Origin of the sequence: Candidatus Thiodiazotropha endoloripes (assembly GCF_001708965.1) — a bacterium.
Classification (GTDB): domain Bacteria; phylum Pseudomonadota; class Gammaproteobacteria; order Chromatiales; family Chromatiaceae; genus Thiodiazotropha; species Thiodiazotropha endoloripes.
In genome coordinates this window covers 364,941-385,556 of the sequence record NZ_LVJW01000006.1, presented here as the reverse complement: position 1 = coordinate 385,556, position 20,616 = coordinate 364,941, and the positions used below count along the sequence as shown (strand labels likewise).

Sequence of the window (20,616 nt, the reverse complement as noted above, 5' to 3'; positions counted from 1 at the left end):
AGGACGTACTGGATTCGTGTTAATGGACCCTAGCGTAGACTGACAGTCGCCGGGTTAATACTAGCATCTCTGATTGACTGATTGATGACGACTTTGAAATGGATCCTATTGAACTGAGTATATTTTCATCCCGGCTCGAGGCGGTATGCGATGAGATGGGTGCGGTGTTGCGCAATGCCGCCTTCTCTCCCAATATCCGTGATCGGTTGGATTTCTCCTGTGCCGTGTTCGATGCGGCCGGTGAACTCTCTGCCCAGGCGGCCCATATCCCGGTGCATCTCGGCAGCATGGCCTATGCGATGGCGGATATTGTCGCCCAAATCGAGTGGCAGGATGGGGATATGGTGGTACTCAACGATCCTTTCATGGGAGGAACCCATCTGCCGGATGTCACGCTGATCGCGCCGCTCTTTTGTGACGGCCTGTTAAGCGCATTTTTGGTCAATCGGGCTCACCATGCGGATATCGGGGCTGATTCTCCAGGCTCAATGCCGGTCTCGGATCATCTGCACCAGGAAGGGCGGATCATACCCCCAGCAAAGTTGATTGAGGCGGGGCGATTGGATGAGGCCTTCCTGGTAGAACTCACGGCTGAGAATCGTAATCCGGTTGAGTCGAGAGGTGACTTTGCCGCCCAGATCAGCGCCAACCGGAACGGTCTGAAACGCCTGCAGGGACTGATCAGTGAGTGGGGCAGGGCAGGTTTTCTGGATGGGCTCACTGCCCTCAATGCCTATGCGGAGCGATTGGCTGGCGATGCCCTGAGGCGATTGCCGCCAGGCGAGTACCGATTCGAGGATCTGATGGATGATGATGGGCAGGGCAGTCAGGATATTCCAATCCGTGTCAGGATCCGTGTGGAAGCTGATCGATTGGTTGTGGATTTTACAGGTACCGCCCCGCAGGTGCCCGGTAACATCAACTGTCCTTTACCGGTTGCCGCGGCCGCAGTCTACTACTGTTTTCGCTGCCTGATGCCTGAGCAGACTCCAGCCTGTGCTGGTAGTTTCAATGCAATTCAGTTGATTGTGCCTGAGGGTTGCCTGCTCAATGCCCGTCGCCCGGCTGCCGTAGCGGCGGGTAACGTGGAGACCAGCACTCGAGTGGTCGATGTGGTACTTGGTGCCTTGGCACAGGCGATCCCTGATGAGATTCCTGCAGCGAGCCAGGGGAGTATGAATAACCTGGCGATGGGCAGTGATCATGAGAGGGGTCGCTGGGACTACTATGAAACCATCGGTGGTGGTATGGGCGCTGGGCGCCTGGGCGGTGGTTTAAGCGGTATGCAGACTCACATGACCAATACCTTAAACACACCGGTGGAGGTGATCGAGAGTCGCTTTCCCTTGCGTATCGAGCGTTATGCCTTGAGAAATGGCTCAGCCGGACACGGCAGGCGTCAGGGTGGAGAGGGGCTGGTGCGAAGTTTCCGATTCCTCGCGCCAACCCAGGTGACGCTGTTGACTGAACGCAGACGTAACAAGCCCTGGGGTATGGATGGTGGCGGCCCAGGCGGCCATGGTGTGAATCGGCATAATGGACAACGGCTCGCTGGCAAGGTGAATCTGGATGTGGAGCGTGGTGACCTGTTGACCATCGAAACACCTGGCGGCGGTGGCTGGGGTGATGTCGAGAGCGGTTAATTGAAGCGGTCAACATCCAGGAACGATACGGAAACTCATGGAAATAATTTATGTATGCCGTCATCTTTAAAGCTGTGATAGCCGACCTCGATTCCAGCTACTACGAAACAGCTTCACAGCTGAGGTCCCGCGCGATGGAGTTGTATGGTTGTAGTTCGTTTGAATCTTACCAGGAGGGGGATCGAGAAATTTCGATCTCCTATTGGCGAGACGAGGAACAGTTTGTTAAGTGGAAGCGTGATCAGGTCCATTTAAAGGCGCAGCGGATGGGGCGTGAAAAATGGTATCGTTCGTACCAGGTCGAGGTGGTCAAACTGGTTAAACAGTATGAGCAGGGCGTATTGGATTAGTGTCAACAGGCCCTAAGGTGTAGAAATCTAGATTAGATCTGGCATCTATTAAGATCGGTTCGGATGCCATCTGACAGCGGATAAAGCCTGCCCAGGTTTAACTACTTCAATGCAGTCCGAATACAAAGCCTGCTGCATCGGCAGGGAACGGCCAGTAGAGGACATAAATTTATGAGGGTAGTATGGCTGCTATCCTCATGAAAGAAGACTAAAAAGGGTATAGGCTAGTGTGGTGCGTCCTACTAGTAATCTGAGTCATTCATATTTTAATAATAATGGTGTGATCTCGATTCTTGCCTCTTCAGTGTGACTTTCGAGCAAATACCTGAACCACAGCGCCAGCCCGATTGTGAAATTCACCCTCAATCACCTCACGCACACGCTCCTGCAAGTGGAAAAATTCCAGCCCTGTAAGTTCAGTCGTTAAAGATGGTACATCCATCATCATCTCAACCGCTGAAGGACCACCTGTTTTGTATTCCAGTTGCAGGGGGGCATAGGCTTCAAGAAGGAATGCACCGCCTGGGCGCAGGCCTTCTACACAGCGGCGGTGAATATCATGGCGTAAATCTGGTGGTAGGTGACAAAAGATAGAGACAATGGCATCCCATTCTCCGTTTTCAATCTCAAAGTCAGCAAGGTTTGAATGAACTGTGGTGATCGTGACACCGCGTGATTTAGCGAGTTTATTTGCTTTTTTCAGGCCTATCTCAGATATGTCCACGGCTGTTACGCTATTCTCCTGTTCTGCCAGCCATACCGCATTTCGCCCTTCTCCCTCTCCAATACAAAGTATCTTGCCTGATGGCAGTTTGTCATACATTGCAGTGAGGAATGTATTGGGGTTAATACCGTAAGCATAAGTTTCATTGTTGTATCGTTCATTCCACATGGGTAGCTCCAGTAATGAGTTTAATGGTGGAAAGACGCTGGATTATCCAGCGCCTTTTATGAATATGGGCTCTTCCTACCAGGCCATGTGAAAGTAGGCCCAGATACGCTCGATATTCATCGGCAACCATGCTTCATATGAGCGCCACTCTTTATATTTGGGTAATTTTACAACTTGACGGAGCTTGTCCGGATTATGAATCCCTTTGTCCCATTCAACTTTTACGGCAGCGATAAGGTCTTCCAGGTAGTTACGCTGCTCCGCGACAACTGATGCCGGATCGATAGCAGGTTCGTTTGCCGGGCCATGGGCAGAGATAACGTAGTCAAAATCCATCTGCTCAATTTCCTTCAACGAGCGAATCCATTCGTCAGGCCAGAAATCAGGCATGGTTCTGAAAGCAACCCTTCGCGGTGTTACGATATCCACGATAAACAGGGCATTCTCTTTAGGAAGTCGCATCACCACCATACTGTCACCATGGTTCGGTCCGAAGTATTTCAGTTCGAGCTCCCTACCGCCCAGTTTTACGGTATAGCTATCCTCGAATGTGATATCGGGCAGTGGTGTAAGAGGGTGGGGGTGATCACCCAACTCTTTCAGAACATTCTTATGTCCAATAAATTTTGCGCCCTCTTCTTTAAATATGCTTCCGCCGGAAATATGGTCATGATGATTATGGCTATAGACCACATACTTTACAGGTTTATCAGTGGCCTTGCGGATCTCTTTATGTAACAACTTGGCCGCCTTGGGGTTCAATGGATCGGCAACAATGACTCCCTCATCGGTAACAAGAAAGAAAGTGCGATATACCCACCAGCGGAATACATACAATCCATCGCCGATGTTTTTAACGCTGGTGCCAAAGGCTTGACCACCCATCGGTTCGTGAGTTGGCATATTCGCCGCCATGGTGATGGATGAAAATAACATTCCAAAAACAACCATCGATTTAAGTAATAGGTTCTTCATTCTTTTTATCCTCTCAAATAATTATTGATTAAGGCGTAATGATGTTTACGCACCAACGGTCATCTGTTTCAGCACGTTGTCCTTTTTTATGTAATGGTGATTTAAAGCTGCTCCGACATGACCCATCACCGCCACGACCAGCAAAATCCACACAGTGCCATGCATGGCACGGAAAAATTCTGCGGCCCCTTTTGATTGCTCGAGAAATAGAGGAAATTCAAATAGTCCAAAAAAGCTCACTGGATGCCCTCCAGCTTGTGACATCAGCATCCCGGACAGGGGCTGAGCAAACATCAAAGCATAGAGTGCCCAGTGCATACCATTGGCCAGCAAAGATTCAACTGCCGTCGTTCCGTCGGGAAGTTTTGGTGTCACATTGATAAGTCTCCACAGAAGGCGCAGCATAATCAGCATCATTAGCACCGCACCGAATGATTTGTGCATCCCTGCTGCCTGAAGCTTTTCAGTTCCCTTGGGCATAGAAGCAAGGAAGTTTCCTGCCACGATGGAGAAGCTAAGCATCAGGAACATTAGCCAGTGGAACCCCTTGGCAACGACTCCATAGCTATTTTCACTATTTTTCATTTTGTATTTCTCCTCAAGTAATTGTGTATTTGCCATGTGATTCGATTCACCTTGAAAACAAGCTTATAATCTTTCTGGAGTAAGATAATCGTGGTATAAAGAAAATTATTGTTTCTTAATATGTACTAATATGAGTGTTCTACCCTATTTCGAGACCTTTGCAGCCGTTGTTGAGAAGGGCAGTTTCACTGCTGCTGCCGAGGTACTGGGTGTTTCTAAATCTGTGGTCAGCAAGCAGATTTCTCATCTAGAGAGACACCTGGGGGTACAGCTCTTGCAGCGCACAACCAGGCGCTTACATCTCACCCAGGCGGGAGAGGTGTTTTCGAGCTATACACAAAGAATCATGTCGGAGGTGCGGGAGGCCGAGCAATCCGTTCTGCCCTTGCAAAGCGAGCCTCAAGGAAGGCTACGGATATCGGCCCCCGAGAGCCTTGCAATGTCCCTGCTTCCTGAGGTACTACTGGACTTCCAGCAACGCTTTCCCCTGCTTGAACTCGAAATCCACATCACAGGGCGCTTCATTGATCTGGTGGAGGAGGGCATTGATGTGGCGCTTCGGGTGGGTGAGTTGGAAGATTCCAGCCTCGTTGCTCGATTGCTTATGCCATGCGGCTTTCATGCCTGCGCCTCACCTGAATACTTAAAGAAACATGGATCTCCTGCGCATCCTGATGAACTCAGTAAACATAACTGTCTTATCTACTCACAAGGACCGCAATCAGGGGGCTGGTTTTTCAAAGATAAGAAGGGGAAGGGAATCCATACAAAAGTTGAAGGTAACCTTCGATCAGATACTGGCAATCTATTGATGAGCGCGGCGCTAAACGGTAACGGTATATTCATTGCGCCGACTTATATGGTAGCAAGTGCGCTAAAAGAGGGGCGATTAGAAACCATATTGGATGACTACGCCCCCACTACTACCGGCTTATACGCCGTCTATCCATACAGCAAGCTTGTTTCAACAAAGGTACGCGCCTTTGTTGATTATCTTGTTGAAGCATGGGGTGATTGAATTCAGCTTTTCCTGACATCATGCCAAGTTGCTGCCAGGAAATAGTCAGGGTGATGGATCAGACGTTACTCTGAAAGAAATTATTCTGCTTTTATCTATAGCTGAAGTCTGCCGGATAGCACCCTATCTTCCGCTTTGGTCGCGTAGCAGGCGTCTAAGCTGAAAACTCCCTATGTCTGCTTTTGCCCGGACGGAGGCTATGACTGCCAGATGACATTTAAACTAGACTTTTAATCTGACAGATCATGTTCATACTTTTACACCTAAGGTAACCAGAGAGAGAAACTGCCACCCCCCAATCGTTGGTTGTTTGCCAGTTTGATAAATCCCTCGCGTTCACCATTGCTGTGCATGTGAGCCACCAGGGAGGCAAAATAGTGGCCAAGCTGGGTCTCTCCCTGTTCCGGTTTTTTTTGCTGCTGCGCCGATTGGGCTTCGATCATGCTCTGAGGAAATCCATTGCCGTCATCATCGATACTCAGCACCAGGTAGTCATCTCTAAATTCAGCATGCAGGAGGATTTGAGAAGCGCTGTATCTCAAGCCATTGCCGATCAGGCTGTTGATAACACCCCGCATCAACCATTCGTCAAAATAGCCGACCAAACCCTCTTCACTTTCATAACTGATGGTAATACCCATGTTGTTGGCCGTGGCTTGATTATCTACGGAAATCTCATAAAGAAACTGTTCGACATCGATCTCCTCGATATTGGTGGTGAGCTGCCCTTTATCGATTTTATAGAGGGATAGCAGGGTAATCAGATTGCTGTTGAGACGTCTGGCTTCATGCTGAAGGGTACCCAGCTTTGGGTTCTCCTGAACATGCAACTCTTCACCAAGGTCATCGATCGTATTGATCACCAGGCCGAGGGAGTTTTTCATGTCATGAATGAGGGAAGCCAGAATGTCGGGAAAATTCATCTTTTATCTCTGCTCTGTTCAGATTAGTCCGCTGTTTTGGCCATCATGATCTTAAGCCGGCCATAGAGCTTTTGCAGGGTGCTGTTGTTCGGATCAGCTTTTGCTACCCGTGCAAGATAGCCTTTGATCTCATCGATCATGTTTGGGTTGGCACCCTCTCTCTCCATACTCATCAACAGCACAAGTGCAATATTCAGGTTTACCGTTCTGTTGGCAGGCATCCGTGTTGAAGTCTCCTTCAGCAGTTTTGCAGCTTCGTCGAGCTGACCACTCTTGGCCAATTCAACACCTTTTCGATTCAGTGTGAGCACTTCCTCGCGAATGGAATCGATGGTGCCAAGCGTCTGCTCGTCCATCTCCAGTGAGGAGATCGTCAGTTTGATCTCATCCATCAGCTCTTCATCGGTATGATTGTTGAGGATTGCTCCCTTCAGCAGCTCAACACTCTCCTCCTCCATACCGAAGTTCTTGTAGGTTTTAGCCAGCTCGATGGCACAATCCGAATCCTCACTCTGGTCAAATGATTTCTGCAGCTCCGCCGCCTTGCCCAGCGATGCCCTTGCGAGATCGGAGTTTCCCATCGCCTCATGGATCAGACTTTCGGCACTGGCCTGATAGAAGTCGGCTTTGGGATCATTGTTGAAATCCAGATCAATCTGCTTCAACACCAGAAGCGCTGACGCGCCGTCATGATTGTCTGCCGTTACTCTGGCCAGATTGGCGTAGTTGGAAGGGTGTTTGTAGACAGAGTGTCTGCCGTGTTGAACCGCTTTGGTGAAAGCAGATTCAGCAATCTCCTGATGCTGGTTGACCAGTGCAATCTCCCCCAGCAACTGCTGTCTGGGAACCGCCTTGGGCGAGATGGATACCGCTTGTTTGAGGATATTCTCAGCTTCGCTTAACTGATTGGCTCGCTTATGGCTTTTGGCCAGCCAGTCATAGGCCGGGGTATAGTTGGGATTTTGGCTCTTGATGCGTTGGAATTCATCGATTGCCTGTTGATAATTCTGTATCAGGTAGTCGCATTTGCCCAGCCCCAGCCGCGCCCAGGGAAGCTCGCGGATCGCCAGGACCTCCTGGTAGAGTGCCCTGGCTTCGGTCAGCTTGCCACTGTTGACCAGGATATTGCCTTTTATTTTTCTCAGCTCATTGCAGTTGGGTGGTTTGGCAGCGATCTTCTCATCGAGAATCGCTACCGCCTTGCTGTAGTTTCGCTTCTCCACAGCTTCCTCGATTACCAGCAGATTGTGCTTCTTGGCAATCAGCTTTTCCAGCCGTGTCTTGAGAAAATCCTTATTGAAGGGTTTGGTCAGGTAGGAGTCAGGTTCATACTCCACAGCGCCCATCACCATGTCCCGGGTGTTTTCCGCTGTGACCATGACAAAGACACTGCCAAGACCCAGCAGGTGTCGATACTTGGCCTCTTCAAGCACCTGCTGTCCATCTCTCCCGGTGCCGAGGTTATAGTCGCAAAGCACCACGTCAAAGCGTTCCTGTTCCATCTGCTCAATGGCTTCACTGCCATTTCTGGCAAGCTTGATATCTCTGACACCACAGGCCATCAGCATATTCTTGATCATGCTGCGCATATCCCCGAAATCATCGACGACCAGGTAGAGTCTGTTTTCGAGAGGTCCTGGTTTGAAGAACACAAAATTCTCCTTGAGCTTGCGCGTCTGCAATGAGTGCTTACCGCTTGGTTTCTGAGGCAACAGGATACACAGGCAGGAATATGATCGCTATCTTCAAACAGAGCGGCGAGATCAGGGGAAACTGTAGTCGACAGGGAGCCTGGCCCCGGACAATCACAGGGTCAGTGGAAGTGGAGGGGTGGGTTAGTGAGCCGTTGTTGGTTTAGGCCTGGGCCCGCCTTGCCGGTGCGATGATCATATCCATGGTCTCTTCACTCCGGATGATCATCTCGGTGACCAGGGCTGAAACATCCTGATGACTGAATCCGGTGGTATCCCAGGCTGAGGGATCGATTGCCCAGAGCATCTCGTCGACCGAGAGTCCAACCATGTGACCGTTTGCCACCGCTTTGGCGATGTGTACCAGTGCGACTTCCAATCGGTACTCTTTCGCATTCGCCGGCGCATTGTGGAAACCGGCAACCTCGATAAAACTCTCTGGAAGGTGCCAGGATCTCATCAGCTCAGCACCAACATCGAGATGGTTGAAGCCAAGAATCTCCTGTTCCGTGTCAGCCAGAATCCAGGTGTCTCCACCGGTGATATGCAGAATATCCCTTGATTCATCCGGAAGTGACAGATAGATCACCAGACGACCGAGATCGTGCAGAACACCCATCACCAGCAAACGCTCACTGTGCAGCACATTGCTCTGTTCAGCCAGAGTCTTCGCCATCACGCCGGTGGTGACTGAGTGGCGCCAGAAATCGGTCATGTTGACCATCTCTTCAGGGATTCCGGTGAAAGTTCGCTGCGCCGCCGTGGCCATCACCAGGTTGCGAAGTTCGTTGGCGCCGATCAGCGTGACCGCACGGGAGAGGGTCTCGACCTTGGCTCGCTGACCGAACAGAGGACTGTTGACCAGCCTCAGCAGGCGGGCGGAGATGTCCGCATCCTGAGTGATGATGTCGGCCACCTCAACCACGGAATAGTCCGAGGTTCCCAGGAGTTGGTTGACCTTGATGCATACATCGGGGAGGGAGACAAGACGGTCGAGATTCTGCACAAGACTTTTAGGATCCATGATCTTTCCTAACAGACGTGATTGTTATTGCTTAAAGTGTGAATGTAATTCATTACAAAAAATAGTGTTATTTTAAACAGAGAAATGAGAACTGGTTTTGAGTGTTTGGGAATATAAATCATATTCCTTTGCAAACAAAGGGTTGCGCCTGACTATCTCCGGGCGAGTATTGGTTCCGTTCTGGCAAGTTTCAGCCTGTGTCTGCGTTCAGTGCCGCTTGTATACAGCGTAGCTCACCATAGTCAAAGTTACCTTCCAGTGCTTCAAAGACCGGTTTCAGCCGGCCATCCAGACCAACTGTTTCGAAGGCGTAGCGAACGCTTTTGAGATGCTCAGAGGAGAGCGGCAATACCTCGGTTAACGGCAGCCCCCGGTGTTCAATGGCCGTGGCGAGGTGATTGTAGACCGTGGCCAGCGTCAGTTGTCGCTGTTCCGCGATGTTTTCGATGCTGCAGCCCTCCTTCAGTAGATCCACGGTCAAGGATACTGTGTCCCCCTGATCCTCCGGTTGATTCGTGTGGCTGTTGATGCAATCGAGGAATTGGACTCCGTACGACGCCAGTTTGCGTTCGCCGACACCGGAGACCTGGGCCAGCTGGTCTAAGGTTTGAGGACGCCTTTCCATCATCTCCATCAATGTGGCGTCGTGAAAAATCATATAGGCCGGCACTCCCTGCTCTTCAGCCAGAGTGAGCCTCAATGACCGCAGTGCCTCCCAGATCTGCTGGTCGATCCCATTGGTCGACTCTCCAGCAGCCGCTTTACGCGCTTGGGTTTTTGATGCTTTGCGGAGTTTGCGAAGCCGTAGTTTCGTTTCACCCCGCAATACCGGACGGCTCTTCTCTGTCAGATGCAGGCCGCCATGCCCCTGCAGATCCACCGCCAGCAGACCATGGGCGATCAGCTGTCGATAGATACCCCGCCATTCGCCCGCTTTGAACTCAGTGCCGATACCGTAGGTGCTGACCTGATGGTGGGTGAATCGTCTGATCCGATCGTTCTCTTTGCCGAGTAGTACATCGATTAAATAGTTGACCCCAAACCGCTGTCCGGTTCGGTGGACACATGAGAGGGCTTTCTGTGCCGCCTCGGTGGCATCCCAGGTTTGCGGTGGCTGCAGGCAGGTATCGCAATTACCACAGGGAGTATCCAAAGGGTCCGAAAAGTAATCCAGCAGGGCCTGACGGCGACATGCGGTTATTTCACACAGTGCCAGCATCGCATCGAGCTTATGTCTTTCGATCCGTTTGTGCGCCTCATCGGCTTCTGAGGATGCCTGCATCTGTCGCAGGGTGATGACATCCTGCAATCCATACACCATCCAGGCGTCTGCGGGTTGGCCATCCCGTCCGGCGCGACCGGTCTCCTGGTAATAGGCTTCGATACTTTTCGGCAGATTGAGATGGGCGACAAATCGCACATCCGGCTTGTCGATTCCCATGCCGAAGGCGATGGTGGCTACGATGACGATGCCGTCTTCCCGTAAAAACCGGTTCTGGTTCTGTTGCCGGGTCTGGCTGTCCAATCCCGCATGATAGGGCAGAGCGTTGATGTATTTGGACTGCAGCCAGTTGGCGATATCATCGACCCGTTTACGGGAGAGACAATAGACGATTCCCGCCTCCCCGGGGTGTTCGTTCTCGATGAAGTTCAACAGACGCTGTCGACTGTTGCCGTCGTTCTCCATGATCTGGTAGCGAATATTGGGACGATCGAAACCGACAATGAATTTTTCAGCGTTCTGCAGACCGAGTCGTTCAACAATCTCATCCCGGGTCGCCTTATCCGCGGTGGCGGTCAGGGCGATACGGGGCACCGTGGGAAAATGGTGGGTCAGTTGATTGAGCTGGATGTACTCGGGACGGAAGTCGTGACCCCACTGGGAAACACAGTGGGCCTCATCGATGGCAAACAGGGCCAGTTGGATCTGTTGCAGCAGTTCGAGGGTACGTGGCGTGAGGAGTCTCTCCGGTGCAACATAGAGCATCTCCAGTTCACCGGCCAACAGTTGAGCCTCGATCCGCTGGACCTGATCCGGGGCCAGTGTTGAGTTCAGGTAGGCAGCGCTGATGCCCAGTTGGTTGAGGCTGTCGACCTGGTCCTTCATCAATGCAATCAGGGGGGATACCACGATACCGACCCCAGACCTGATCATCGATGGGATCTGGAAGCAGAGGGATTTACCGCCGCCAGTGGGCATGATCACCAGGGCATCGCCGCCGCCCAGCAGCTGTTCGATAATCTGTTCCTGAGGGGCGCGGAATTGGTGATAGCCAAAGCTGTTCTGCAGAACGGCTCTGGCGCGGCTCAGTTCAGGTGTTGTGTGAGAGGGGTCTGTCATCCGTGACATTATCCTGTCCTTTTTTGATCTTGTCAGTGGGGATGATAACCCAGGTTGAAAATCAGGTGGTGCATTTGTTAACAAACCGGGCTGATTCTCCAGGTTGCGAGCAGACCGGTTAGATCTCTATCTTGAAGTCATCTGCCGGGTTAATATGAAAGTCCTCAAGGCTTTGTCAGCAAACGGATAACTGGAAAGATTTATGTGTGGATTTTGTGGTGAACTGCGTTTTGATGGCGGCCATGCTGAGTTGGCAACGATCGATCTGATGAATCATCAGATTCGGCGGCGTGGACCTGACCATGGCGGCAGTTACAGCGATGGGCCATTGGCGCTGGGGCATCGTCGTCTGGCGATCATCGACCTGTCGGTGCATGCCAATCAGCCGATGGTGGATCAGCAGTTGAACCTTGCACTGGTCTTCAACGGCACCATCTACAACTATAAAGAGCTGCGTGAAACCCTGAAGGGGCTTGGTTACAGCTTCTTCTCCAATGGGGATACCGAGGTCATTCTCAAGGCCTATCATGCCTGGGGGGAGGATTGTGTCGAGCATCTGTCAGGTATGTTCGCCTTCGCCGTCTGGGATGCGCAAAAGCAGAGCCTGTTCATGGCCAGGGACAGGTTCGGTATAAAGCCGCTCTACTACGCAGTGAATGGCAAGGCACTGCGTTTTGCCTCCAACACCCAGGCGCTGCTCGCGGCGGGCGGGGTGGACACAACCCTGGATCCGCTCGCGCTGCATTATCAGTTCACGCTGCATGGGGTGGTACCTGCGCCACACACGATTTTCAAAGGTATCCGCAAACTGCCACCCGGTCACACCATGACCATTGAGGCCAACGGCACTCAACGATTGAGTCGTTACTGGCGTTACAGCGCAACCCGAACGGATCGTCCGATGTCAGATCGGGACTGGCTGGAGGCGATACATGATGAATTGAGGGAGGCGGTTCGCAAACGAAATGAGATTGCCGATGTCCCGGTAGGTGTGCTGCTCTCCGGAGGCCTCGATTCCAGTCTGCTGGTGGCTCTGCTGGCCGAAGCCGGAGTCAAGGATCTGCGTACCTTTTCGGTTGGCTTTGAGGATCAGCCGGAAGAGAAGGGCAATGAGTTCGAATATTCCGATCCGGTAGCCGAACGCTATCAGACCCGGCACCATAAATTTCTGGTACCCAACGGAGAGGTGCTCAAGCGCATGCCGGAGGCGGTGGATCAGATGTCGGAACCGATGTTTGGACAGGATGCGGTTGCCTTCTTTCTGCTCGGTGAACAGGTGTCGCAGCAGATCAAGGTCGTACAGTCCGGTCAGGGTGCCGATGAGGTCTTTGGTGGCTACTTCTGGTATTCAAGGATCATGCAGGAGAAGCAGGGGGAAGCCGTCGACCGTTTCGCCAAACACTATTTTGACCGGGATCATGATGAGTATCTGCGAATGGTCACGGATCGGTATGGCGCCGGTGATCATACCCGCGAACTGATTGCCAACCGACTGCAGGAGAGTGATGCCGAAACCCTGATCGATGCGGTTCTCTATCTGGATCAGACCATGCTGATTGTCGATGACCCGGTAAAACGGGTCGATAATATGACCATGGCCTGGGGATTGGAGGCCCGGGTTCCCTTTCTCGATCACCATCTGGTTGAGTTGGCAGCCCGTTGTCCACCGGAGTTGAAGTTGCGGGACGGGGGTAAGTATCCGTTGAAAGCGATGGCCAGAGGGATCGTGCCTGATGCGGTCATCGACCGGCCGAAGGGCTATTTTCCGATGCCGGCACTGAAATATGTGCGCGGTGAATTTCTTGAGTTTATGCAGGATATTCTGAGCAGTCAGGCGGCTCGGGAGAGAGGCGTGTTTCGCCAATCCTATATCGATATGCTGTTGGCGGCGCCTGAAATGCATCACACCCGGATCCGAGGCAGCAAGCTTTGGCACATTGCACTATTTGAGTTCTGGCTGCAGAGGCACTTGGCGGTGTACTGATTGGCCGACGGATCAAGTGCAGGTCTGGTTGTTCAGGTGTTGTTTTGAACAGAGTTCTAATATCGCTTGCACAGCCTTCGGGCAGAACTGTTTACCACTCTCCCGGCTGATAATATCGAGTGCCTGCTTAGTCTCGACCTGGCTCCGGTAACTGCGGGTTGTGGTCATGGCATCGTAGGCGTCAACCACCGCAATGATTCGGGAGATTGTCGGGATCTCATCGCCCCGTAGTCCGTCAGGGTAGCCCTTGCCGTCCCATTGCTCATGGTGGTGCAGCACACAGAGAGCTACCTCATCAAGCACCGGGTTGCCCAGGCTTCTGAGCATGTTTGCTCCGATGATGGGGTGCTGCTTGATATCATTGTACTCATCCCCTGAGAGCTTCCCCGGCTTCAACAGAACCTGATCAGCAATACCGATCTTGCCGATATCGTGAAATCCGGCGGCTAATGAGAGGATATCCATCTGCTGTTCATTCAATCCCATTTGATGGCCAATCTGCTCAGCCAGCAAGACCACCCGCTCGGAATGCTCGAGGGTATAGCTGTCTCTGATCTTGAGAGCCTGTTTCAGGATGGTATCCAGCTTGAAGCCCACATGGCTTTCCAGCAGGGAGAGACGGCGTTTGATTTCTGGATTGCTGTCCTTGATCACGTGGCTATGTTCAGTTGTTCGATTGGGGGGCTGGGAGAATGAATGATTACGAATAATCCGTTGAATTTGTCTGTTTTTAACTTCCAGGGTGCAACTTTGTCAAATCAATTGGGATCTGAAAACTATTGGAATATTGACGGAATTGCTCATATTTCAATGGCGGGAATCCACCTTGCTTCGAGTGATCTGCTTAATAATCGATCCTCTCAGGTGTAACATTACCATGATTGAATTATGGATTTAGGCATGGCGATGTATTTTGGTCATGAGTAAGCATTGTCGATTCGAGGTTTTTTCTTAACTGCCAAAGCGTTAGAATTTCCTTATTGGAACCGTGCTTGAAAATGCCAGGAAGGACACCAAATAAGCACGATAAACGACTATTCGAGGTGTAAACGATGGAAGTATTGGATCGAATCAAAGAGCAGGTCGAGAGTAATCCGATCGTGATCTATATGAAAGGCACGCCCCAGTTTCCCATGTGTGGCTTCTCCTCCCGGGCAGCCGCCGCACTCCAGGATTGCGGTATTCCCTTTGCCTATGTCAATGTGCTGGCCGATCCGGAAATTTTTGAGAATCTCCCTCGATTTGCTGATTGGCCGACTTTTCCGCAAATCTATATTGATGGTGATTTGATCGGTGGCTGTGATATCACTCTGGAGATGCACCAGAGCGGCGAGTTGAAAAGCATGATGGAAGAGGCTGCGGCAAAAGCGGCTCCCACCGGTGAGAGTTAAGCCTGATTAAGACTGGCCAGGTCACCCCTGTTGTCCATGAATTGCGCGCCAGAGATGGCGTGAGGAGAGAAGTTTGGTTGTTCCATTAACAGGTCCTGTTTCGGATGACTAAGTGGGATACCCGGTTTCTGGGGCTAGCCGCCTATATCTCTGCCTGGAGCAAGGATCCCTCCTCTCAGGTCGGTGCGGTGATTACCGATGGCAATCGGATCATCTCGCTGGGCTACAATGGCTTTGCCGCCGGGGTTGAGGATAAGCCGGAGCGACTGACGAATCGTAACTGCAAGCTCAACCTGACCATCCATGCCGAAGAGAATGCGATGATCTTCGCCAAAAGGGGGCTGAATGGCTGTACTGTCTATGTCACCCATCCTCCCTGTCCCAGATGCGCCTCGAAACTGATCCAGGAAGAGGTGGGCCGGATTGTCTATGTCACACCCAGTGAGGACTTTCTTTCCCGCTGGGAGGACGACATCAAGTTATCCACAGAGATGTATCGTGAGGCGGGGGTCGAAGTGACCCAGTACGATCTGGAGGAGCTGAATCATGACAATGCCTCGATCACCATCGCCCCGGGAGGGCTGTTCAAGAATGTCATGAATCTGCTCCTGCAGGAGTAGCGGTTGGCCGCAGCAGGAGTCGATCCTCAACCGGCCTGGGTGGATGCAGAACTTCTCTCGGCACTCGGATCAGGAGCTGGTTTCGACAGCAACAGCTCCCTCTGGGCTATGCAACTCGTCCAGCATCATCCGGTAGAGCTTACCGCTTTGGCTGCGCTCGATCTTTATCGGCAGGTAATCCAACTCCCTGGCAAACCAGATGGTGTAGTCTGATGCCCCGTCCCCTTTACTGCGCTCTACCCGCAGACAGTGGTAGCTGTGGTTGGAGGACGCCACTGTCTCCTCTCCAACCACCTGGAAATGATAGGTTTTTACTTTTCCACCATCGGCTACCTGATAGCTGACCTGCTGATTGCCCTGAGCCAGATGGAGCCTCACCTGTAACTGTTGGCTGAGTTTATCCTGCGTGGCATCCCCGATCGGCTGGGACCAGGTGACACCCTGACTGGTTGTGGCGGCATGGGCGGATTGCCAGTCGAAACTGACCTCATTGTTTTCAGACTGCTGATCTTTGTCCTGGTAGGTGTAGCGGTGGGGAACGACTCTCCCCTCCAGGTATCTCCCCCGGCTCTCTTCGATCACTTCATTGCGGCTGAAGAGATTCGCCAGCAGGCTGGGCTGGCTGTGGGCGGTGTAGATATAGGATCCGTCCGGTTTCAGCTCAAGGCTTAACGTCAGTCGCCCAAGGGGCAGGATGTTTCTGTGTACGGTGAATTCTGCGGAAAACGGTTTCAAAAGATCCTCGGCAGCGGCATTCAGGCTGATGAAACAGCTCAGAAACACCCCCAGCAGCCTGATTTGGAAGGCGGCATGCCGGGCCATGATTGGCTTAGCGGATCGGGTCCTGAGGTGCGAAGACCACAGGTTGAAGAAGTTTTTCATTATCCAGAATGACCTCTCCGGATTGGTTGAGATGCAGCCGCTTTTGCGCGTACCAGCCGACCACCAGTGGATAGAGCTGATGCTCTTTTTCCAGCACCCGTACAGCCAGGCTCTGTGGATCATCCTCCGGCAGCACAGACACCTGGGCCTGAGCAATCAGTGGGCCTCCATCCAGCTCTTCTGTGACAAAGTGTACACTCACCCCATGCAGTTGCTCACCCGCCTCCAGCGCCCGCTTATGGGTATGCAGACCTGTGTATTTGGGCAGCAGGGAGGGGTGTACGTTCAGCAGTCGCCCGGCATAGTGGCGCACGAAGGGGGTTGTCAGGATACGCATAAATCCGGCAAGTACCACCAGCTCCGGTTGGTATCTGTCGATCAGTTCGATCAGGGCCTGGTCATAGCTTGTCCGATCGGCAAAGGCCTGGTGGTCAAGCACAGCGGTTTCGATGTCCGCTGATGAGGCCCGCTGCAGACCGTGCACGTCTGGACGGTTGCTGATAACCGCTGCAATCTCGATCGGCAGGTCGTGCTGGCTGGCATCGATGATCGCCTGCAGATTGGAGCCATTGCCGGAGATCAGCACCACAACCTTCGGGTGCTGAATGCTGTTCATGCGAGTGGTCCGCTGATCACCACACCCTGCTGCTGGGTGGTAGCGGGCTCGATGCTACCCAGTTGCCAGGCCTCTTCCCCCAGCTCATTGAGCAGCACCAGAGTGGTTTCCGCATCGTCTGCCGAGACACAGACCACCATCCCCACGCCGCTGTTGAAGGTTCGCAGCATCTCATCAGAGGCCAGATTGCCCTGCTGACGCAGCCAATCGAAGACAGGGGGCAGGGTCCAGCTGCTGCTGTCGATGACGGCACAGCAATCTGCCGGGAGCACCCGGGGCAGGTTTTCAGGCAGACCGCCACCGGTAATATGGGCCAGGGCATGAATTTCAACCTTTTGCATCAGCGCCAGCAGGGATTTGACGTAGATTCTGGTCGGTTCCAGCAACGCCTCACCCAGGGTGGTTCCAGCCAAAGGCTGATCCAGGCTGGCCTCACTGACCTCAAGAATCTTGCGAATCAGCGAATAGCCATTGGAATGGGGGCCGGATGAGGCAAGGCCGATCAGCACATCCCCAGCCTTGACCCGGTCGGGTACGATCAACTGGCTCTTCTCCGCGATACCCACACAGAAGCCGGCCAGGTCGTAGTCGCCACGGTCATAGATGCCGGGCATCTCAGCAGTCTCACCCCCCGTCAGGGCGGCACCAGCCAGTTCACACCCCCTGGCGATTCCCTTGACCACATCGGTGGCAACCTCGATCTCGAGTTTCCCGGTGGCGTAATAGTCGAGGAAAAACAGTGGTTCAGCACCGGCGACCACAATATCATTGACACACATCGCCACCAGATCGATGCCGATGGTGTCATGTTTGTTCAACTCCAGGGCAAGTTTCAATTTGGTGCCGACCCCGTCTGTTCCCGATACCAGTACCGGTTCCCGGTATTTGTCCAGCGGCAGTTCAAACAGTGCTCCGAATCCCCCCAGTCCGCTGAGTACGCCAGGACGGAAGGTCTGTTTGACAATGGGTTTGATGCGTTCGACCAGTTCATTCCCGGCATCGATGTCCACACCGGCATCCCGGTAACTGAGTGAGGTTGGCTGGCTTGGCTTGGACTCATGGGCCACGAGACGATACTCCCGATTGTCAAAAAATTCAGATCGGGATTCTATCAGAAGATCATTGAGCAGGTAGCTTTGTGATGGCTGAATTTTCATCTTTTTTCCAGGCGCGTTAATATGCCGGGTTGTTAAGGGTTGATCCTGTTTGTATTCTCAGGGAATGTGTGATCTGAAATGAGTCGATTTCCTCTACCGCGTATCTGTAACTGGTTGTTCCTGGCCTGGCTGCTGGGGAGTTACTCTGTTGTCCATGCGGAGGCCGTAACCAATCTCTATGAGGCTGAGGTGGCGGTCTTCGGGCAGAGCGGTGAGGCCCGTTCGAAAGGCATCCGGGAGGCATTTGCCGGTGTGTTGGTCAAGATCAGCGGTGACAGCGGCCTGCTTGATGATCCACAGGTGGAGCAGCTGCTCAACCGGGGTTCCAGACTGGTTCAGCAGTATCGTTACAAACCACTGCCCAACCCACCTGAAGGGGTTGAGGAAGGGGCACCGGATCGACTTCTCTGGGCGAGATTCGACGCCCGTGCGGTCAACCGTCTGCTACGCGAGAGCGGTGTTCCCGTGTGGGGGGAGACCCGTCCCTCGATGCTGCTCTGGCTGGGGCAGGAAGAGGGGGCGCGACGGTCACTGATCTCCCCCGACAGAGCGACCTCCTTGAAGCAGCAGCTTACACAGACCGCCGATGCCCGGGGCTTGCCCCTGGTCTGGCCACTGATGGATATTGAGGATCAAAGGGCGGTTCAGGTCAGTGATCTGTGGGGTGGCTTTGAAGAGAATATCCGACGTGCCTCCGATCGTTATCTGCCGGATGTGATTCTGGTCGGTCGACTCTCCTACCGTGGTCAGGGTAGTTGGCGAGGAGAGTGGATTCTCTATCTGCCCGATAAAATCAACCGCTGGCAGAGCTATGCCGAAACCAGAGCTGCAGTGGCGAAAGAGGGGATGGAACAGGCAGTTGATGCCCTGGCGCTCAGATTTGCACCGCAACAGGTGAGTCAGGGTATATCCAGTCTCAGATTGAGGGTCCATGGCCTCACCCAGCTTGCCGATTATGCCCTGGTTCAGGACTATCTGCGCTCGTTGGCAATGATCGACAACGTTGATCTGTTGGCGGCAGATCCGGAGCAGGTGAGCTTTCTGCTCAGGGTGCACGGGGGACGCGATGCCCTGGTGAGGGGGATTCAGCTGGGTTCAGTGCTCGAACCGATGGTCATGCGGGTCAGTCCGGACCCGGATCAACCGGAGATCAGTGAAGAGTCTGTGGATGGTGAGGGGCTGGATTACCGGCTGCGCTAACCACTGAATCAATCGCCATGCAGCTTCGAGATATACCCAATCTAATCAGTATTCTGCGAATCCTGCTGACCTTGCCGATTGTCTGGCTGCTGCTGGAGCAGCAGTTTTCCCATGCCCTGATCCTGTTTGCGGTCGCCGGTTTTTCCGATGGTCTGGATGGCTATCTGGCCAAACGTTTTGGTTGGCAGAGCTATTTGGGTGGATTATTGGACCCGCTTGCCGATAAAGCACTACTGATGAGCTCTTTCCTGGTACTTGGCGGGCAGGGGCTGATCCCGATCTGGCTGGTGCTGCTGGTGATCTTTCGTGACCTGACCATTGTCGGTGGTGCGCTCTACTATAACTTCAGTGTGGAAGAGGTAGACGCGGATCCGAGTCTGATCAGCAAGCTGAATACCCTGCTGCAGATCATGCTGGTGTTGCTGGTGGTTACCGATGCCGGGCCATTTCCACTACCCGACCTGCTCATCGAGTGGTTGATCTGGGGAACCGGCCTGACGACCTTGATCAGCGGTGCCGCCTATGTCTGGATTTGGAGCAATAAGGCGCGAAAAAAAGGTTGGCGGATATGAAATCTGGACAATATTTAGTTAATCAGAGTTTATTTCCTATTGTGGGCTGTTAATCCGACCGATTTCGCAGTTTAAAGAGCATGGCGCTTGTGATGCCGAACAGCTAGACTATAGTTGGAAAAAATAAGTATCTATGTGACTTATGGAGAAAAGTTAATGAGAGTTACCAGTTTTATTGTTGCCATTGGCTTGCTGATCTCGTCCGCCCTCGCACAGGCGGAAATATTTGCTGATGGCTCAGGTATTGAAGGAAACAACTACTTTGGGGTGATTGTCGCTTCCCCTCAGTATAAGGAAGATGACTCCAATACCGACTTCCGGGGCACCGGCCTGATCGCCAGGGGTGGCCGCGAGTTTTTCAAATATGCCGCGGTTGAGGGCCATTTCGGTATCTTCAGTGGTGATACGGTTGATGATACCACCTACCAGATCGACTACATGGCCAGTCTGTTCGCCAGGGGCAATCTGTTTCTGTTCGATGACCGTGCCCGCGCCTACATGTTGGTGGGTCTCACCTATTTCGCGGGTGATGTGCCGAGATTCAAGGGCGATGACGATGTGGCGCCAGCCTTTGGTCTGGGATTGGAACTGTACGGTAATGAGCGCAATGCGATCACCTTTGAAGCGATGCGCTATGCCGACGGGGATCTGCACAATGTGGATTACAAGATTGATTCAATCAATCTGGGATATCAGCACCGCTTCTGATTCTACGCTCTTCTGCTGACCACCGGGGGGTTTCCACCCCCGCG

The 20,616-nt window shown here is 52.7% G+C and carries 20 protein-coding genes; 9 read left to right on the top strand and 11 right to left on the bottom strand.

Annotated elements, in window-relative coordinates; all coding sequences use genetic code 11:
• The first annotated feature begins 98 nt into the window (after positions 1-98).
• On the top strand, positions 99-1,643 hold the full coding sequence (locus A3193_RS12285; protein WP_069014986.1) for a hydantoinase B/oxoprolinase family protein: 1,545 nt from the start codon (positions 99-101) through the stop codon (positions 1,641-1,643).
• A 50-nt stretch (positions 1,644-1,693) separates the two neighbouring features.
• On the top strand, positions 1,694-1,993 hold the full coding sequence (locus A3193_RS12280; protein ID WP_069014985.1) for an antibiotic biosynthesis monooxygenase family protein: 300 nt from the start codon (positions 1,694-1,696) through the stop codon (positions 1,991-1,993).
• Between the two features lie 301 nt (positions 1,994-2,294).
• Here A3193_RS12280 and A3193_RS12275 read toward each other — a convergent pair whose 3' ends face one another.
• The 3 genes from A3193_RS12275 to A3193_RS12265 all read right to left on the bottom strand — a co-directional run bounded on the left by A3193_RS12275 (position 2,295) and on the right by A3193_RS12265 (position 4,481).
• Positions 2,295-2,885 (bottom strand): SAM-dependent methyltransferase, encoded by a 591-nt coding sequence (locus A3193_RS12275; protein WP_069014984.1) that lies wholly within the window; start codon positions 2,883-2,885, stop codon positions 2,295-2,297.
• Positions 2,886-2,960: 75 nt separating this feature from the next.
• Positions 2,961-3,860 carry an MBL fold metallo-hydrolase gene (locus A3193_RS12270; RefSeq protein WP_083218744.1) on the bottom strand — a complete coding sequence of 300 codons (900 nt, stop codon included), beginning with the start codon at positions 3,858-3,860 and terminating at the stop codon, positions 2,961-2,963.
• 45 nt (positions 3,861-3,905) lie between these two features.
• Complete coding sequence (locus A3193_RS12265; protein ID WP_069014982.1) at positions 3,906-4,481, bottom strand: cytochrome b; 576 nt, start codon at positions 4,479-4,481, stop codon at positions 3,906-3,908.
• A gap of 94 nt (positions 4,482-4,575) precedes the next feature.
• Between A3193_RS12265 and A3193_RS12260 the strand changes: the two genes are divergently transcribed.
• Positions 4,576-5,463, top strand: coding sequence for a LysR family transcriptional regulator (locus A3193_RS12260; RefSeq protein ID WP_069014981.1), 888 nt, complete (start codon positions 4,576-4,578; stop codon positions 5,461-5,463).
• 263 nt (positions 5,464-5,726) lie between these two features.
• Here A3193_RS12260 and A3193_RS12255 read toward each other — a convergent pair whose 3' ends face one another.
• The 4 genes from A3193_RS12255 to recQ all read right to left on the bottom strand — a co-directional run bounded on the left by A3193_RS12255 (position 5,727) and on the right by recQ (position 11,451).
• Positions 5,727-6,386, bottom strand: coding sequence for a sensor histidine kinase (locus tag A3193_RS12255; RefSeq protein ID WP_069014980.1), 660 nt, complete (start codon positions 6,384-6,386; stop codon positions 5,727-5,729).
• A 23-nt stretch (positions 6,387-6,409) separates the two neighbouring features.
• Positions 6,410-8,098 (bottom strand): tetratricopeptide repeat-containing response regulator, encoded by a 1,689-nt coding sequence (locus tag A3193_RS12250; RefSeq protein WP_139116910.1) that lies wholly within the window; start codon positions 8,096-8,098, stop codon positions 6,410-6,412.
• 142 nt (positions 8,099-8,240) lie between these two features.
• Positions 8,241-9,101 (bottom strand): HDOD domain-containing protein, encoded by an 861-nt coding sequence (locus A3193_RS12245; RefSeq protein WP_071933749.1) that lies wholly within the window; start codon positions 9,099-9,101, stop codon positions 8,241-8,243.
• Positions 9,102-9,291: 190 nt separating this feature from the next.
• Positions 9,292-11,451, bottom strand: coding sequence for a DNA helicase RecQ (recQ, locus tag A3193_RS12240; RefSeq protein ID WP_235614990.1), 2,160 nt, complete (start codon positions 11,449-11,451; stop codon positions 9,292-9,294).
• A 193-nt stretch (positions 11,452-11,644) separates the two neighbouring features.
• On the opposite strand from recQ, the gene A3193_RS12235 reads away from it, so the two are divergent.
• Entirely contained in the window at positions 11,645-13,426 is a 1,782-nt protein-coding gene (locus A3193_RS12235; RefSeq protein WP_069003946.1) for an N-acetylglutaminylglutamine amidotransferase, read from the top strand.
• A gap of 12 nt (positions 13,427-13,438) precedes the next feature.
• Here A3193_RS12235 and A3193_RS12230 read toward each other — a convergent pair whose 3' ends face one another.
• The gene (locus A3193_RS12230; RefSeq protein ID WP_069003947.1) at positions 13,439-14,080 is read right to left on the bottom strand and encodes an HD-GYP domain-containing protein; all 642 of its coding nucleotides are present in this window, start codon (positions 14,078-14,080) and stop codon (positions 13,439-13,441) included.
• 398 nt (positions 14,081-14,478) lie between these two features.
• On the opposite strand from A3193_RS12230, the gene grxD reads away from it, so the two are divergent.
• Both grxD and A3193_RS12220 read left to right on the top strand, forming a co-directional pair.
• A complete protein-coding gene (gene grxD, locus A3193_RS12225) occupies positions 14,479-14,817 on the top strand; it encodes a Grx4 family monothiol glutaredoxin (protein ID WP_069003948.1) in 339 nt (112 codons plus the stop codon).
• Positions 14,818-14,921: 104 nt separating this feature from the next.
• The gene (locus A3193_RS12220; RefSeq protein WP_069003949.1) at positions 14,922-15,437 is read left to right on the top strand and encodes a deoxycytidylate deaminase; all 516 of its coding nucleotides are present in this window, start codon (positions 14,922-14,924) and stop codon (positions 15,435-15,437) included.
• Between the two features lie 69 nt (positions 15,438-15,506).
• Here the strand turns inward: A3193_RS12220 and A3193_RS12215 are convergent, their stop codons facing one another.
• Genes A3193_RS12215 through purM form a run of 3 tightly spaced genes read right to left on the bottom strand, consistent with a single transcriptional unit; the run spans position 15,507 to position 18,002 of the window.
• Positions 15,507-16,259 (bottom strand): DUF3108 domain-containing protein, encoded by a 753-nt coding sequence (locus A3193_RS12215; RefSeq protein WP_069003950.1) that lies wholly within the window; start codon positions 16,257-16,259, stop codon positions 15,507-15,509.
• A gap of 7 nt (positions 16,260-16,266) precedes the next feature.
• The gene (purN, locus tag A3193_RS12210; RefSeq protein ID WP_069003951.1) at positions 16,267-16,935 is read right to left on the bottom strand and encodes a phosphoribosylglycinamide formyltransferase; all 669 of its coding nucleotides are present in this window, start codon (positions 16,933-16,935) and stop codon (positions 16,267-16,269) included.
• The gene (gene purM, locus A3193_RS12205) at positions 16,932-18,002 is read right to left on the bottom strand and encodes a phosphoribosylformylglycinamidine cyclo-ligase (RefSeq protein ID WP_069015477.1); all 1,071 of its coding nucleotides are present in this window, start codon (positions 18,000-18,002) and stop codon (positions 16,932-16,934) included. Before purM ends, purN begins: the two co-directional genes overlap by 4 nt.
• A gap of 168 nt (positions 18,003-18,170) precedes the next feature.
• Between purM and A3193_RS12200 the strand changes: the two genes are divergently transcribed.
• The 3 genes from A3193_RS12200 to A3193_RS12190 all read left to right on the top strand — a co-directional run bounded on the left by A3193_RS12200 (position 18,171) and on the right by A3193_RS12190 (position 20,572).
• Positions 18,171-19,292, top strand: a complete 1,122-nt coding sequence (locus A3193_RS12200) for a DUF2066 domain-containing protein (protein WP_083218742.1) — start codon at positions 18,171-18,173, stop codon at positions 19,290-19,292.
• A 17-nt stretch (positions 19,293-19,309) separates the two neighbouring features.
• A complete protein-coding gene (locus A3193_RS12195) occupies positions 19,310-19,864 on the top strand; it encodes a CDP-alcohol phosphatidyltransferase family protein (RefSeq protein ID WP_069003952.1) in 555 nt (184 codons plus the stop codon).
• A gap of 156 nt (positions 19,865-20,020) precedes the next feature.
• A complete protein-coding gene (locus tag A3193_RS12190) occupies positions 20,021-20,572 on the top strand; it encodes a porin family protein (protein ID WP_069003953.1) in 552 nt (183 codons plus the stop codon).
• Positions 20,573-20,616: the final 44 nt, after the last annotated feature.

Coding starts and splice junctions, on each gene's coding strand:
- A3193_RS12285 (WP_069014986.1), top strand. CDS start 99: ATGGATCCTATTGAACTGAGTATATTTTCATCCCGGCTCGAGGCGGTA.
- A3193_RS12280 (WP_069014985.1), top strand. CDS start 1,694: ATGTATGCCGTCATCTTTAAAGCTGTGATAGCCGACCTCGATTCCAGC.
- A3193_RS12190 (WP_069003953.1), top strand. CDS start 20,021: ATGAGAGTTACCAGTTTTATTGTTGCCATTGGCTTGCTGATCTCGTCC.
- A3193_RS12235 (WP_069003946.1), top strand. CDS start 11,645: ATGTGTGGATTTTGTGGTGAACTGCGTTTTGATGGCGGCCATGCTGAG.
- A3193_RS12265 (WP_069014982.1), bottom strand. CDS start 4,481: ATGGCAAATACACAATTACTTGAGGAGAAATACAAAATGAAAAATAGT.
- A3193_RS12195 (WP_069003952.1), top strand. CDS start 19,310: ATGCAGCTTCGAGATATACCCAATCTAATCAGTATTCTGCGAATCCTG.
- A3193_RS12275 (WP_069014984.1), bottom strand. CDS start 2,885: ATGTGGAATGAACGATACAACAATGAAACTTATGCTTACGGTATTAAC.
- A3193_RS12270 (WP_083218744.1), bottom strand. CDS start 3,860: ATGAAGAACCTATTACTTAAATCGATGGTTGTTTTTGGAATGTTATTT.
- A3193_RS12215 (WP_069003950.1), bottom strand. CDS start 16,259: ATGGCCCGGCATGCCGCCTTCCAAATCAGGCTGCTGGGGGTGTTTCTG.
- A3193_RS12245 (WP_071933749.1), bottom strand. CDS start 9,101: ATGGATCCTAAAAGTCTTGTGCAGAATCTCGACCGTCTTGTCTCCCTC.
- A3193_RS12255 (WP_069014980.1), bottom strand. CDS start 6,386: ATGAATTTTCCCGACATTCTGGCTTCCCTCATTCATGACATGAAAAAC.
- purN (WP_069003951.1), bottom strand. CDS start 16,935: ATGAACAGCATTCAGCACCCGAAGGTTGTGGTGCTGATCTCCGGCAAT.
- A3193_RS12260 (WP_069014981.1), top strand. CDS start 4,576: ATGAGTGTTCTACCCTATTTCGAGACCTTTGCAGCCGTTGTTGAGAAG.
- recQ (WP_235614990.1), bottom strand. CDS start 11,451: ATGTCACGGATGACAGACCCCTCTCACACAACACCTGAACTGAGCCGC.
- A3193_RS12220 (WP_069003949.1), top strand. CDS start 14,922: ATGACTAAGTGGGATACCCGGTTTCTGGGGCTAGCCGCCTATATCTCT.
- A3193_RS12200 (WP_083218742.1), top strand. CDS start 18,171: ATGAGTCGATTTCCTCTACCGCGTATCTGTAACTGGTTGTTCCTGGCC.
- grxD (WP_069003948.1), top strand. CDS start 14,479: ATGGAAGTATTGGATCGAATCAAAGAGCAGGTCGAGAGTAATCCGATC.